This is a genomic window from Flagellimonas eckloniae (genome assembly GCF_001413955.1).
In the GTDB taxonomy this organism is placed as follows: Bacteria; Bacteroidota; Bacteroidia; order Flavobacteriales; family Flavobacteriaceae; genus Flagellimonas; species Flagellimonas eckloniae.
In genome coordinates, this window is the sequence record NZ_LCTZ01000002.1 from 1,935,498 (window position 1) to 1,950,936 (window position 15,439).

9 protein-coding genes and 1 riboswitch are annotated in these 15,439 nt (G+C 37.9%); of the genes, 3 read left to right on the forward strand and 6 right to left on the reverse strand.

Features of this window, described 5'->3' with window-relative positions; translation table 11 throughout:
- Positions 1 to 49 precede the first annotated feature (49 nt).
- From AAY42_RS08270 to AAY42_RS08295, 6 genes are all read right to left on the reverse strand, one after another.
- Positions 50 to 1,219 (reverse strand): trans-sulfuration enzyme family protein, encoded by a 1,170-nt coding sequence (locus AAY42_RS08270; protein ID WP_055394118.1) that lies wholly within the window; start codon positions 1,217 to 1,219, stop codon positions 50 to 52.
- Positions 1,219 to 4,605, reverse strand: a complete 3,387-nt coding sequence (gene thrA, locus AAY42_RS08275) for a bifunctional aspartate kinase/homoserine dehydrogenase I (protein ID WP_055394120.1) — start codon at positions 4,603 to 4,605, stop codon at positions 1,219 to 1,221. The genes AAY42_RS08270 and thrA overlap by 1 nt, the downstream gene beginning before the upstream one ends.
- An 81-nt stretch (positions 4,606 to 4,686) precedes the next feature.
- Positions 4,687 to 5,979 (reverse strand): O-acetylhomoserine aminocarboxypropyltransferase/cysteine synthase family protein, encoded by a 1,293-nt coding sequence (locus tag AAY42_RS08280; RefSeq protein ID WP_055394122.1) that lies wholly within the window; start codon positions 5,977 to 5,979, stop codon positions 4,687 to 4,689.
- 181 nt (positions 5,980 to 6,160) lie between these two features.
- A riboswitch (SAM riboswitch) is annotated at positions 6,161 to 6,269 on the reverse strand.
- Between the two features lie 74 nt (positions 6,270 to 6,343).
- A complete protein-coding gene (metK, locus tag AAY42_RS08285; protein ID WP_055394124.1) occupies positions 6,344 to 7,600 on the reverse strand; it encodes a methionine adenosyltransferase in 1,257 nt (418 codons plus the stop codon).
- A gap of 170 nt (positions 7,601 to 7,770) precedes the next feature.
- Entirely contained in the window at positions 7,771 to 10,458 is a 2,688-nt protein-coding gene (locus tag AAY42_RS08290; RefSeq protein WP_055394126.1) for a carboxypeptidase-like regulatory domain-containing protein, read from the reverse strand.
- Positions 10,458 to 11,363, reverse strand: coding sequence for a GLPGLI family protein (locus AAY42_RS08295; RefSeq protein WP_055394128.1), 906 nt, complete (start codon positions 11,361 to 11,363; stop codon positions 10,458 to 10,460). The genes AAY42_RS08290 and AAY42_RS08295 overlap by 1 nt, the downstream gene beginning before the upstream one ends.
- Positions 11,364 to 11,574: 211 nt before the next feature.
- Between AAY42_RS08295 and AAY42_RS08300 the strand changes: the two genes are divergently transcribed.
- From AAY42_RS08300 to AAY42_RS08310, 3 genes are all read left to right on the forward strand, one after another.
- Positions 11,575 to 12,192 (forward strand): deoxynucleoside kinase, encoded by a 618-nt coding sequence (locus AAY42_RS08300; RefSeq protein WP_055394130.1) that lies wholly within the window; start codon positions 11,575 to 11,577, stop codon positions 12,190 to 12,192.
- 163 nt (positions 12,193 to 12,355) lie between these two features.
- Positions 12,356 to 13,060, forward strand: a complete 705-nt coding sequence (locus tag AAY42_RS08305; RefSeq protein WP_055394132.1) for a TonB family protein — start codon at positions 12,356 to 12,358, stop codon at positions 13,058 to 13,060.
- 210 nt (positions 13,061 to 13,270) lie between these two features.
- Positions 13,271 to 15,391 carry a pyrroloquinoline quinone-dependent dehydrogenase gene (locus tag AAY42_RS08310; protein WP_055394134.1) on the forward strand — a complete coding sequence of 707 codons (2,121 nt, stop codon included), beginning with the start codon at positions 13,271 to 13,273 and terminating at the stop codon, positions 15,389 to 15,391.
- The last annotated feature ends 48 nt before the right edge of the window (positions 15,392 to 15,439 follow it).

Consider the following 15,439-nt stretch of genomic DNA (forward strand, 5'->3'; position numbering starts at 1 on the left):
TAGGGAAAATTAACAATTCCTATCTCCAAAATAATGTGGCAAGACACAATTACTCCAATGCCTGCTTTATGTCTGCTATAATATCATCAATGTGTTCCAATCCTACGGAAATTCGAACCATACCATCTGAAATTCCAACAGATTCCCGTTCTTCTTTGGTCAATTTACTATGTGTAGTTGAAGCAGGATGCGTAACAATACTTCTGGAATCTCCCAAATTGGCGGAAAGTGATAACATTTTAATGGCATCAAAGAATTTCCTACCGGCTTCCAGCCCACCTTTCACTTCAAATGCTACCACGCATCCTCCTGCTTTCATCTGTTTTTTGGCAATTTCATATTTTGGATGGGATTTTAAAAAAGGATATTTCACCCATTCAATTTTTTTATGGTCTTCTAAATATTCCGCCAATCGCAATGCATTGGTACAATGCTTGTCTACTCGCAGGGCCAAAGTTTCCAGACTTTTGGACAATACCCAGGCATTAAATGGCGAAAGTGCTGGGCCTGTAATTCTTGAAAAACGATAAATTTTATCCACAAGGTAACTGTTTCCAACCGTTACTCCAGCCAAAACCCTTCCCTGACCATCCATCAATTTTGTTCCTGAATGAATCACCAAATCTGCACCAAACTTAATGGGCTGCTGTAAATAGGGAGACGCGAAACAGTTATCAACAATGAAAATAAGGTTATGCTTTTTGGCTATATTTCCTAAAGCCTCCAAATCAAGCACATCAACACCAGGGTTTGTTGGCGATTCTGCATAAATAATCTTTGTAGTCGGTGTAATTAGCTTTTCAATTTCACCTAAATCATTAATATCAAAATAGCTAGTACCAATATTCCACTTTGGAAAAAACTGCGTGAACAAAGTGTGGGTAGAACCAAAAATACTTTTGGCGGAAACAATATGGTCACCACTTTCCAATAGCGCTGCAAATGTGGAAAAAACAGCCGCCATTCCGGAAGCGAACGAAAAACCTGCTTCTGCACCTTCCATCTTACAAACCTTTTCTACAAACTCTGTAGAATTTGGGTTGGAATATCTAGAATATATATTATGTTCCTTTTCTTCTGCAAAAGAAGCTCTCATATCCTCGGCATCCTCAAAAACAAAACTGGAAGTCAGATACATTGGAGTGGAATGCTCCAAAAACTGTGTCCGCTCCGATTGCGTACGTATTGCTTCAGTTTCAAATTGCTTTTTATGCTTCATTATATTTTTTCTGCTATTCTTAAAATATCTCCAAAAACCCCTCTGGCCGTAACCGCAGCACCTGCTCCTGCTCCCTGAATCACTAGTGGATTTTCTCCATATGATTCTGTATAAATTTCTATGATGGAATCTGAACCCTTAACCTGTCCCAAAGGACTTTCCTTGGGAACCGAAACCAATTTAGCTTCCAATATGCCCTTATCTTGCTGCAGATCACCATGCAAATCACCAATATACCTTAACACATATCCTTTTTCCTGATTCTGTTTGATTTCCTCAAACTTTTCATTCATGGCTTCAATCTTGCTCATAAAATCATCAAAATTGATTGATTGTAATGTTTCGGGAATAAGATTTTCAATCTCTATATCTGAAAACTCATTCTGAAGATCAAGTTCACGAGCCAAAATCAACAATTTTCGTCCCACATCGTTTCCTGATAAATCCTCTCGTGGATCTGGTTCTGTAAAACCCTTTTCCATAGCATCCTTTACAATACTTGAGAATGAGGTTTCCTCTTCCGAAAATGTGTTAAAAATATAACTTAAGGATCCTGAAAAAACACCCTTTATTCTGGTAATATTTTCTCCTGATAAGTGCAGTAGCTTTATAGTATCGATTAGCGGAAGACCAGCCCCAACATTGGTTTCGTATAAGTATTGTTTTTGATTCTTCTCAAGATGGCCACGAATCGATTTGTAATAATCAAACCCTAAAGTATTTGCTATTTTGTTGGACGAGACCAAATCAAAACCATTTTCTATAAAAAGTTCATAGTTTGACACAAAGGCTTCACTTGCTGTGTTGTCAATCGCAATCAGGTTTTCTAAATGGTGTTCTTTGGCAAAGGAAATAACATCTTCTATTTGATATGCTTTTCCTTTTGCTTCCAAGGTATCTTGCCAATTCGTTGAGATTCCCTTTGCATCAAGCAACAATTTTCTGGAATTTGACACTGCAAAAATTCGCAAGTCGATTCCCTTGCGCTCCACAATGTTTTTTTCAGAATCCAAAATTTGGTCTATTAGTGTTCCTCCAACATTTCCATGCCCAAAAATGGCCAAGTTAATTTTTTTCGCAATCCCAAAAATCTGTCCATGAACAACATTGATGGCTTTATGCAAGTCTGATTTCTTAACCACTAAACTAACGTTCTTTCCAGATACGGTGTTGTTGAACAAAAGCGGAATAATCTGGTTTTTTACCAAGGCATTAAAAGGTTTGTGAAACGCGCTCAAATCCATTCCCACAATTGAAATAACGGAAACATCGTCTACAACCTTAATTTGGTTAATATCATATGAGCTATAATCAGTTTCAAACTCTGCATCCAAAACCTTCTTTGCTTTTTGTGCTTTTTTTGACTCAACTACCAAACCAATCCCTCTTTCTGATGAACCTTGAGAAATAATTCCCACATTGATATTGTTCTGTCCTAAGGTTTTAAAGATTCGGGCATCTATGCCTACTTTTCCCAAAAGCCCCCTACCTTCCAAGTTAACTAAAGCAACATTTTCAATTACGGATAAAGATTTAATACCTCCATCTTCTGTTTTTGGACCGATCAATGTTCCTTGGTTATCCGCATTGAACGTATTTAATATCCTAAGTGGAATATTCTTTTCAATGAGAGGTATTATGGTCTTGGCATGCAAAATATTGGCACCAAAATTTGCCAATTCATTGGCTTCGGCGTAAGATATTGCATCTATTAGCTTGGCATCTGATACTAAATCTGGATTTGCAGTATAAATACCATCGACGTGAGTATAGTTGAGAAGTTCAGCGGCATCCAAAAAATTAGCAATAAGCGCTGCGGAATAATTTGTTCCATTTCTTCCCAGTGTCGTTGTGACTCCTTCACTGTTTGAAGCTATGAATCCTGTTACAATTGGGATTGTTTCAGGATCTAGATTTCGAAAACATCGAATAACATTTTCTTTTGAAATGGCTTCATCAACCTCTGCATCTGTAAAAGTATCATCCGTTTTAATCAGTTTTCTGGAATCAATCAATTGTGCATTGGTTCCTGATGAATTCAAAATAGCTGTAACTACTTTCCCCGAAATCAGTTCTCCATGGGATAACAGTTCATCCTTGGTTTTCAAGCTATAATCACCGGTCAGTAAAACTCCATTAAGTATTTTTTCTATGGTTTGAAGCTCTTCGGTAATATCGATCTCAGCAAAATTGTCCTTTTGATATTCTGAAAAAAACTTGAGGTCTTTATCAAAATCATGCCCTTTTGCTGCTTTCTTCAGCATGGCCTCCAATTCATCAGTCGCCTTTCCCCGAGCGGAAAGTACCACAGCAAAATGCTCTTTATTGCTTGCCTTTTCAGAGATGATTTTTAAAACTCTTTCAATACCTTCTCCATTTGCAAGGGATTTTCCTCCAAACTTTAAAATCTTGATTCGTTCTGTCTTTCCATTCTTCTGGAAAATTGGTTCCAAAAGCTTTTCAAGTTGTTCAAATTCCATCAAAAATGCATCATGTCCATGTGGTGACTGTACCTCTCCATAGGTGACATTGGCATTAGCTTGGGCCAAATGCCTAAAAGTCTCCTTATTTTCTTCTGCAGTAAAAAATAGGTCCGAGTTTACCCCAATAATATGAATCTTGGTATTGCTTTTATGGAGTGCATTAAAAGCTTCATTCCCATTTCTAGTTATATCAATGGTCTTGAGCAGTTGGTTCATCAACTTATAAGCAGACAACTGAAATCGTTCTTGTAGTTTTTCTCCATGATGCATCAGCCAACTTTCCACATTAAAAACCTGAAGTTCTTCATTTGTACTCCTTTTAAAACGTTCCTTAAAAGACTCAGGAGTACGATAACAGAGCATGGCATGCATGCGGGCGTCATGAACCGGTTGTTTGGAATTTACCAAAAATTGTTCTTGAATCTGACAATTAGCAATTAACCAGTCCGTGGATTTCCAATCTGAAGCTACAGGAATAAGATGTTCTGTTATTTTGGGATTTATAGCCGTCATCTCCCATGCAATACCTCCGCCTAATGAGCCTCCAATAATTGCATAGAGTTTTTCAACTTTTAGTTGTTCTAATCCAAATAGAAAAATCTGAGCAATATCTCCAGCAACAAAATCTTTATAATTTTCAACCACAAAACCATCATATCCATTTCCAGGAATATTAAAAGCTAGAACAGTATATACATTGGTATCTATACATTTTCCATCTCCAATCAAATCGGACCACCATCCTCCCTCACCCGTTACATTGGAATTTCCTGTAAGCGCATGATTCACCAAAACTATGGGTGCGGAATGCAAAGGTTGACCAAAAATTTCATAAGACAATTCAAGGTCAAATTGTTTGCCGTTTAGGGCAGTATAGCTCTTGATATAAAGTTTATGGAGCATAGTGTTTTTTTAAGGAATAAACATCCTTTCTTGGTTGTAAAAAACACCCTCCACTTTACAAAAGGAAGGGTGTTTCATTCTTTATGCCAATACAGATTTGTCTATGGCTGCAAAAGCCTGTTCCAAATCACCCTTTAAATCTGATATGTCTTCTAAACCAACAGACAGTCTAATCAAATCTTGGGATACTCCGGCACTTTCCTGTTGTTCCTCTGTCAATTGTTGATGCGTTGTACTTGCCGGGTGAATAATCAAAGATTTAGTATCACCAATGTTTGCCAACAATGAGAAAACCTTGGTGGCATCGGTCAATTTTTTCGCAGCCTCAAAACCACCTTTAACACCAAATGTCACCAAACCACTTTGCCCTTTGGGCAAATATTCCTGAGCAAGTTCGTAGTATTTGTTCCCTTTTAGTCCTGGATAATTTACCCAAGCCACTTCGTCCCGGCCCAGTAACCATTCTGCCAATTCTAAAGCATTTTCGCTATGCTGTTTGATTCGAATTGGCAAAGTTTCCAATCCTTGGATAATTTGAAAGGCATTAAATGGACTTAACGCTCCACCAAAATCACGTAAGCCTTCCAAAATCAATTTAAACGTAAAGGCCGCCGCACCTAACGCCTCACTATAAACCAAACCATGGTAGCCTGCAGATGGTTCTGTAAATTCAGGGAAATTACCATTGGCCCAGTCAAAAGTCCCGGCATCAATTATAGCACCGCCCAAAGAGGTACCATTACCATTAATATATTTTGTCAAAGAATGGATAACAAGATTTGCTCCATGATCAATTGGATTTAACAAGCCAGGGGTTGCTACAGTATTATCCACAATAAATGGTACTTTGGCAGCTTTGGCCTCCTTGGAAATTGCCTTTAAATCCAATACATCCAATTTTGGATTACCCAAAGATTCAACAAAGAATGCCCTAGTATTTTCTTTTACCGCTTCTTTGAAGTTTGAAGGCTCCGATGCATCCACAAAGGTTGTAGTAATACCCAGTCGTGGCAATGTTACATTCAATAAATTAAATGTACCTCCATACAAACTACTTGAAGCCACGATGTGGTCACCAGCTTTTAGAAGTGTCAATAATCCAGTAGATATAGCCGCTGTACCTGATGCAAAAACTACGGCTCCAACTCCACCCTCAATGGCAGCCAGTCTTTCTTGTAATATCTGATTAGTTGGATTATTTAAACGGGTATAAATGAATCCTAATTCTGCCAATGAAAACAGATTAGCTGCATGATCCGTGTCATTAAATACGTACGAGGTTGTTTGATAGATTGGTATGGCCCTTGTTCCACCTGTCTGTGTGGTGTCATGCCCTGCATGTAATGCGTTGGTTGCTAATTTTTGATCACTCATGATTTTCAGTTTTTTAAATTTCTATTCTATTTTAAGATTCCAACATATGTTGGAACACAAGTTTCTTTTATTGATATTGATCAATAAAATTCAATTTAAAAAGCCAAACCCTTTCAGTACTAAAACCGATAGGATAAATCAAAAAGTTATAAGAAAGTAAAATCGAAAGTAAAATTCGATATTGTTATCTATTCCCAAATTGGGATAGAATTTAGCACCTTCTTGGCACTGGGCGCCAAGGGTTGCTAAGGCTTCACAGGGTCTATTCCCTCCACCTTTCTTGATAACTATTCAATACGTGTTTGAACTTTGTTGTACAAATATACAGACGGAAACATTGAATTTCCTAATCTTTTTTCAATTTTTATAAATTGAAAGCTTCTTTTACCTTTTCCACACTATCCAGTTTTTCCCAAGTAAACAATTCCACTTCTTTTTCTATTCTTCCGTTATATGGTGATTCAAAAACCTTGGTCAATGTTTGGGGTTGTTTCCCCATATGACCGTAGGCAGCTGTTTCCAGATAAATTGGGTTTCTCAATTTTAAGCGTTCCTCAATGGCAAAAGGACGCATATCAAATAATTCAGAGGCTTTTTCCGCTATTTCTCCATCTGATAAGGCCACATTGGATGTGCCATATGTATCAACAAAAATCGATGTTGGTTCCACAACTCCAATAGCATAGCTTACCTGAACCAGAATCTCATCTGCAATTCCTGCCGCTACCAGATTTTTTGCAACATGACGGGCTGCATATGCTGCACTTCTGTCTACTTTACTCGGGTCTTTTCCACTGAATGCGCCACCTCCGTGGGCTCCTTTTCCACCATAAGTATCCACAATGATTTTTCGACCTGTTAGTCCTGTATCCCCATGTGGCCCTCCAATTACAAACTTCCCAGTTGGATTAATATGATAGGTTATCTTATCATCAAACAATTCTTGGATTTTTGATGGCAATTGCTCCTTCACACGTGGAATTAATATGGAAACTATATCAGATTTAATCTTGGCTAACATTTTTTCATCATCAGCATCAAAAGCATCATGCTGGGTTGACACTACTATGGTATCTATTCTTTGCGGCACATTATCATCTGAATATTCAATGGTCACCTGTGCCTTGGCATCCGGTCTTAAGTAATCTATCTCTTTCCCTTCTCTACGCAAATCTGCCAGAACTTGAAGTATCTTATGGGAAATATCCAATGCCAATGGCATATAATTTTCGGTTTCCTTGGTTGCATATCCGAACATCATTCCCTGATCCCCAGCTCCCTGTTCTTCTTTGCTCCCCCTATCCACACCTTGATTGATGTCTTGGGACTGTTCGTGGATTAAGGAAATAACACCACATGAATCTCCACTAAACTGATATTCGCCTTTGGTATAACCTATTTTATTGATTACACTACGTGCTATGTTCTGCACATCCAAATAAGTATGACTTTTAACTTCACCAGCCAAAACTACCTGACCAGTGGTTACCAAAGTTTCACAAGCAACTTTACTTTCCGGATCAAACGCCAAAAAATGATCTAAAAGTGCATCACTGATCTGATCAGCGATTTTATCTGGGTGTCCTTCACTTACTGATTCTGAAGTAAACAAATATGCCATTATCCTTTTTTAAAGTTGGATAAGATTTGACGAGGAAGCCTAAAGAAGTTTACACCACTTTTTAGCATTTTTTAGCGAGGTTGCAATCAGTCAAATCTATCCTCTATATTAAACGAGGTGTAAAAGTATGAGAAATGGCAGTATTCGCAAAACATAAAATGAATGTATTGCTAAAGCTCATATTTTACCTTTAAATAGACATATCTTGGCTGTACTATATAAGATGACGTACTAAAGAAAAGGTCATTATAGGTATCACGATTCAACTCTTCATTATTGGTCAAGTTGGTCGAATTAATACTATACTCCCATTTGCTGTCTTTTTTCTGATAGGATAAGCTTGCATTCAGAAATCCATATTGGTTTTCTACCGTATCCGCTTTATCTCGATAAAAATAATAGTCATAATCCGCCAATAAGACAAATCCGTTCAAAAACGAGGCATCAAATCTTAAAAAAGGTTGGTCGGTAAAGAAAGTAGATTCGGTTTCATCAGCTTTATAATCGTTTATATTATATCGATAACCAAGTTCCAAATTTGGAGCATTTCTAAAGCTGCTCCCTATTGAAAACCTATAATTCTGATTTAAGGATGTGGAGTTTCTTGGAGCATCATTCACAATATTATTTGTATTGGAATAGGATAGAGAAGCTCTAGTACTCACTTTTATCTTACCAAAAGTACGTTGAAAACTACCTGACCCGCTCAAGGTTTCATCTGCCAAATTAGAGTTTATTGTTGTTCTTGCTTGATTGATTCCTTCTATAACTGTATTTGTTTTGAACGCATCAATACGTTTGCTGTAACTGGCATTGGCAAAAATGTTCTGTAGATTAAACATGTTGAAACTAAAAAAATTCATAGAGACATTATGAAAAAGGGCGCTTTCCAAATCCCGATTGCCTTGGTAAAGTGCATTATAATTATTGAATACATACCCCTCAGCAAAATTATTGATATCCGAAAAGCTACGCCGTACGCTATAGTTCAACCGTAGGCTTTCTGATTGTTTAAATTGGTAATTCATAAAGAGATTGGGTACCACATTGAAAAGTTCATCTTTCACTTCAGTTCCCAGCTGATTGTTTGTTGCAGTATAGTTATGTACACTCAATCCAGGGTTTATCGTTAATTTCCCTACAATCAATTTGTAATGTAACCCTAGGAAAATATCCGAAAAATTAAATCCAACCCTATTATTGAGTTCATCTTCCTGAAAGTTCAAATCAGCATCGTTGTCCAAAATCTGAAAAATTCTGGAATCAAAATTCTGGCTGCTTTGCGTAGTCCCCAGTGTAAAATTTAGATTGCTTTTTGGTCCTGTAATCAGAAAATAATCCAACTTGGCATCAAGACGATTGGTAAGCACCCGCTGTTCTTGATTCACATTAAAAATGCCTTGATTTTCATCAAAAGGAACAATGTCTTCGAACGGCTGCACCGAACGAATGGCATTATAAAATGGATCTTCGTTGGAATGTACATATTGTGTTTCCAAAGCAAAGATATTCTTCTCATTCAACGTATAGTACAGATTGGAATTTTGGGTTATGCCAAGTGGCTTTTGCTTCTTGTTCTCCTCAATATCATCGGTTACATCAGAAACGGACAAAATATTTACATTCTCATTTTCATCAGATAATTTCAAGATAACATCGTAATTCCACTGTAAATTTTCCGAAGGTTTGTAATCAGATGCAAATTTGACCAAGCCCAATTTAGATATTTGTTTGGTATTTGTAACGGTAGATTCAATCTGATTTGTGGTTATAAATGTCCTGGTTGCATCCGTCTCCATCAGCGTATTGTTGTAGGAATAAATGCCAAATCCGCTTAAACGCCAAGCTTCCGACGGTTTATAACTAAAGTTAACAGCTCCAAATCTGGAATCTATCTCTTTTGCACGATTGTTCTGTAAGGTTGATAGTCCCAAATCATTTGATCCCGTGCTAAAAATTGTTCCGTTGTTTGAACGCGTTGCTCCACGGAGTCCGCCAACAAAGGCACGAAAGTCCTGCGAGGTAAAAGGCAACTCTCCAATATTATTTAAATCTGTTAGAATATTAATGCTATATTTTGGACTGTAATAGAATAGTTTTGGGTGAGCAATATAGCGCTCGTCCAATCCAATACCTCCAGTAATTTCACCAAACCAAAATTTCTTTTTCCCTTCTTTCAACTTAATGTTGAGTGCAACATTATCTTGATTGTTGGTAACACCGCTCAATTGGGAAACTTCGCTATAATTGCGCAAAACTTCAATTTTATCCAGTGCATTTGCAGGAATATTGTTTGCCGCCAATTTAGAATCACCATCAAAAAAGTCTTCTCCTTCCACCATTACCTTGTTGACCGTCTTACCTTCCACTTCTATCTCCCCATCATCATTTATTTCAATGCCAGGAAGCTTTTCAAGTACATCGGCCAATTTCTTTTCGGTTCCAGAAACAAAAGAATCTGTATTGTAAACTATGGTATCTCCTTTAATAGTAATCGGAATTTCGTAAACCACCTCAACCTCATCTAAATCTTGTGTTTGTGAAAAAAGTATCACATCCCTCGCTAGGTCTTGGGTAGTTGTTGTGATCGGGATTTCTTTAGTTTGAAAACCCAGATAACTTATTTTGATTATATAATTGGAATTGGCCTTTACTTTTAAACGGTAAAGCCCTTGAGGGTTTGTAATTCCAAATGCATCCAATGCTTGATTTGCTTGATTAACGGCTACAACATTAGCAACATCCAAAGGATTTTGCAGAGAATCACGAACCGTTCCGGTAATTGTAATGTTTTGGGCTGATGCAACAGTTGCCAACAGCAACTGTATTGCAAGGAATACTTTATGAATATTTTGCATTAACCACCAAATCTTCTACCATTACCACCGCCGCGATTACCATTTCTGAAACGTTCTGAAAATTCTTTCATTTTTTCGGCAAAAAGCTCATCATATTCTTTCTGAGTAATTGCTTTCCCCTTTGAAGGCGCTTTTATCTCTTCCTTTTCTTCGGCGTTCAAAACAATTTTGTTGCATAGGATTGCCGTTCTACCATCATTCACTTCCAGAATCAATCCTGGAAGGCCCCAATACGGGCCTGGTCCTTGAGTAATCGGGATTTCTGGTGAATACCATGCTACAATTTCAACATTTTTTGGAGTATCGATACGAGCCAAGAGTGAGTTGTTTTTGGTGCTGTCTTTTTGAATAGTATCGTTTTCCGCCGTAGTATTCCCTTGTCTATCACCTCTTCCAAATCTTCGAAACTGTCTAAAATCAAGAGTATCCACCTCTTTTGTGGCCGTGGCCTTATAACACGTATAATTCCCGATTTTTTTGGTTTCGGAACCTAATTTCCATGCCCAGTTCCTCAAACTATCCTTGATCAAGAACTGCTTCCCAAGCATTTCAGAAGCATTCACATAGGATTGACTTTGAACATTTTTATAGTATTTCCCGGTTCCTTGGCCAAGGGAGAAACGAGGGCCTCTTCTATTCCCTCCGTTTGTAGTTGGTACTTCCAACTTTTCTTCCTGAACATATAGCGAAGCGGTACGGTCAAAGACTAGCTCATAGCTACGCTCCGAGTTATTTTTAATACGTTCCCTAATGCGTTGTTTTTGTTCTTCCGGTATTTGCCGGCTATCTAAATCAATATCAACAGTGGTCTTGCTTAGGTAGATGGCCTTACCCTGAAAATCTTGGGCGTTGGCTAAATTAAAACAGTAAAATCCCAAAAAGAGGATTAACAGTTGTTTACTCATTGTGGTTCTGATTTTTGAATTAGACCTAAAAATTGATAGAAGGTTTAATACAAAATCAAAAAAAATCCATAATCCAAGAGTAATTATTTTATTGCTTTGAATTTAAAGGAGAATCTTGACGAAAGGTTTTCGGTATAGATGATATACTTTGTATATTGCATGCTCCGATTTTTATTTAAACTAGTACCTTTCGCACTAAACCATTAGCACTATGCACATTGCCGTTGCCGGAAACATTGGAGCAGGAAAAACAACTTTAACCAATTTACTTTCAAAACATTATAAATGGGAGGCCCATTTTGAAGATGTGGTGGACAATCCATATCTAGATGATTTCTACACACAAATGGAACGTTGGAGCTTTAATCTTCAGATTTATTTTTTGAACAGCCGGTACAGACAGATATTAAAAATTCGCGAAGGTGGTAAAAAAGTGATTCAAGACCGAACCATTTATGAGGATGCCCACATTTTTGCTCCCAACCTGCATGCAATGGGACTAATGACCAATCGCGATTTTGAAAACTATTCCAGCCTTTTTGAACTGATGGAAAGTTTGGTACAGCCACCAGATTTGCTTATTTACTTGCGCAGTTCCATTCCCAATTTGGTGAATCAAATCCATAAAAGGGGTAGGGATTATGAAAACAGCATCTCCATTGATTACCTAAGTAGATTGAACGAACGGTATGAAGCTTGGGCAAATACCTATGAAAAAGGCAAACTCCTTATTATAGATGTCGACGACATAAATTTTGTTGATGAGCCTGAAGATTTAGGTGCTGTAATCAATAAGATTGATGCGGAGATTCACGGCCTATTTGAATAAGATTCGCTCTTCATATTAAATAATTGGATTTTTCACTCAACCAAAAGGACGGTTCACTCATTCCGCCTTTTATTCAGATAATTTTCAAGGTAGTTTAGATTGGGTTCAAACACCCTTAAGTATTAACTACACCTTTCTTTTGAAAGGCAAAAATTTGAAAATTATGACACCAAAGAAAAATCAAGAATTGGAATTAAAAAAAAACAGTGTCCTATACTTTTCTATAGGACTAGCTGCAGTTATGTTGTTAACTTATGTTGCTTTAGACTGGAAAACATTTTATGAAACTCCTGAAGTTGTACAAAATTTAGACAAACCTGATGATATAGATGAAATACTCCCACCTATACTTATCAATTTACCTCCTCCCCCACCACCTAAAATTCAAGCACCACCGGTCATTGAAATTGTTCCTGATGATGAAAAAATCGTTGAAACCGTCATTGAATCGACGGAGACGGACCAAAATACAGAAATTGCTAAGTTGGAGGATATCGAAGTTGCTGACAATGATATTCCTGATGAAGTCTCGTTTATTGTAATTGAAGATGTCCCCATTTTTCCCGGTTGTGAAGGAGCAGATGACAAACGAGCCTGTTTTCAAGAAATGATGCAAAAACACATCAGAAAGAACTTCCGTTATCCAGAAAATGCTGTTGAAATGAATCTACAAGGAAAGGTAAACATAGTTTTCACCATTCAAAAAGATGGAAATATTGATAACGTAAAAATGCGCGGACCTCATAAAATTCTAGAAACCGAAGCGGCACGGATCATCTCTAAACTGCCAAAAATGACTCCTGGAAAACAGCGCGGCACTCCAGTAAAGGTTCCATTTGCTATACCCATTACATTTAAGCTTCAATAAAACCAAAATGTCACATCGAGCGCGATTGGGATATCTAAATCTAAAATAGTTCTCGACTCCCCTCGAACTTATAAACGAAGTAAATAAAAAAGGGCGCATATTAAAGTGGGCCCTTTTTTAAAGTTTTCACGTACTGTTGATTTTCCGAAATCGCTTAAGAAATTGGTCAATTTTCCCTAGCTTCGGAAGGAATCAACCATTTCTCCAAAGATGATACTTAAAAAAAAGCATCCATTACCAATATCCCTTTTCGTTCTCTGCTTTATACTTTTGTCTTGTGAATCTTCAGATAAGCCAGAAAAAAAAGCGTATGACACTTGGTCATCTTACTTGGGTGGACCTGACCGCAACCACTATTCCACGCTCTCTCAAATAACACCAGAAAATGTAAAAAATCTAAAAGTTGCATGGTCATACTCTGCCCCAGATTATGGTCAAATGCAAATGAATCCCATAATAGTGGATTCCATGCTATATGGAGTTACTGCTGCATTGAGAGCCGTAGCACTTCATGCAGGCACTGGAAAAGAGCTTTGGAGGTTTGGGGATTCCCTAAAATTACCAACCTCTACCAGTAGAGGAGTTTCCTATTGGTCCAAAAGGGATGATAAGAGAATTTTGTACACTGCAGGACCTAATCTATATGCCCTTAATGCATTAACCGGAAAGCTTATTTCCTCTTTTGGTGATAATGGTAAAATTGATTTACGCTCTGGAATGCCTGAACATGCCAGGGATAAATTTGTAATATCCAATACCCCCGGAACCATTTACAAAGATCTTATTGTAATGCCCATTCGCTTGGGCGAAGATGTGGGTTCCGCGCCAGGCAACATTATGGCCTTCAATGTGATAACAGGTGATGTTGAATGGGTTTTTCATACTATACCGCATCCCGAAGAAGAAGGATATGAGACATGGGAAAACAAGGTTGCCTACAAAAGTGACATTATTGGTGCAGCCAATAACTGGGCAGGGATGGCTGTAGATGAAGAAACTGGAATTCTATATGTTCCCACAGGTTCCGCTTCGCCTGATTTTTATGGTGGCCTTCGTAAAGGTTCCAATTTGTACGCAAATTGCCTTTTGGCCATAGAGGCTCAAACCGGAAAGCGGATATGGCACTTTCAATTTGTACATCATGATATTTGGGATAGGGATTTACCAGCACCCCCCAATCTTATCACCGTAGAAAGAAATGGTAAGAAAATTAAGGCAGTTGCCCAAGTGACCAAACAAGGATATGTTTACGTCTTTAATCGTGCTACCGGAGAACCCCTCTTTGATATTGAAGAAGTAGCTGTACCAGCATCAACCTTAAACGGAGAGACAGCATGGAAAACCCAGCCTATTCCCATAAAACCAGAACCCTTTGCTCGATTGTCCAAGGATTTGACGGCGGACGATATTAGTCCTTACGCTAAAAATCAGGAAGAGTTGAGGCAAATTTTAAGAAATTCTGATAAACGTGAGTATAACCCACCAAGCCTTAATCCAAACTTGATATTTCCCGGGTTTGATGGCGCCGCTGAATGGGGTGGAACTGGAGCAGACCCTGAAGAGGGTATCATTTATGTGAATTCTAATGAAATGCCATGGTTAATTCAAATGGTGGAAAATGAAGAGGTGATGGAAGATGTTACCATAGGTGAACGAGTTTATGGACAGTATTGCGTAGTCTGCCATCAAAAGGATAGAAAAGGCAATGTTGCTAGTAGTTATCCTTCTCTTTTGAATATAAAGTCTACCAAATCCAAAGTGGAAGTTTCAGAATTGATTGCTAATGGTAAGGGAATGATGACTGGTTTTCCGCAAATTCCTGAAGCTGAAAAAGAAGCATTGATACAATTCCTATTTGATCAAGAAACAGCAGTGGACACAAGTTCTACTTCTACATCTTACCCCCTTCCCTATAAGTTTAAAGGGTATAAAAGGTTTCAGGACAGTAAAGGTTTTCCTGCCATTTCCCCACCATGGGGGACCATGCACGCCATTAATTTGAATACTGGGGACTTTATTTGGTCCATTACACTTGGAGATACCCCTGAATTAAAAGAAAAAGGATTTCCCCAAACTGGATGTGAAAATTATGGTGGTCCAATTATTACAGAAAATGGGCTATTGTTCATTGCAGCAACAAAGGATGGCTATTTTAGGGCCTTTAATAAAAAAACGGGGAAACTTCTCTGGGAATATGAGTTGCCTTCTGCAGCTTTTGCAACACCGGCCATGTATAAACTCAATGGAAAACAGTTTATAGCGATTGCCTGTGGTGGCGAAAAATTGAATACCAAAAAAGGAAATCAGATAATTGCTTTTGCTCTAAAATAACGGTAAAAAAAACCACGCTCAAAAGCGTGGTTTTTTGTTTTTATTTAA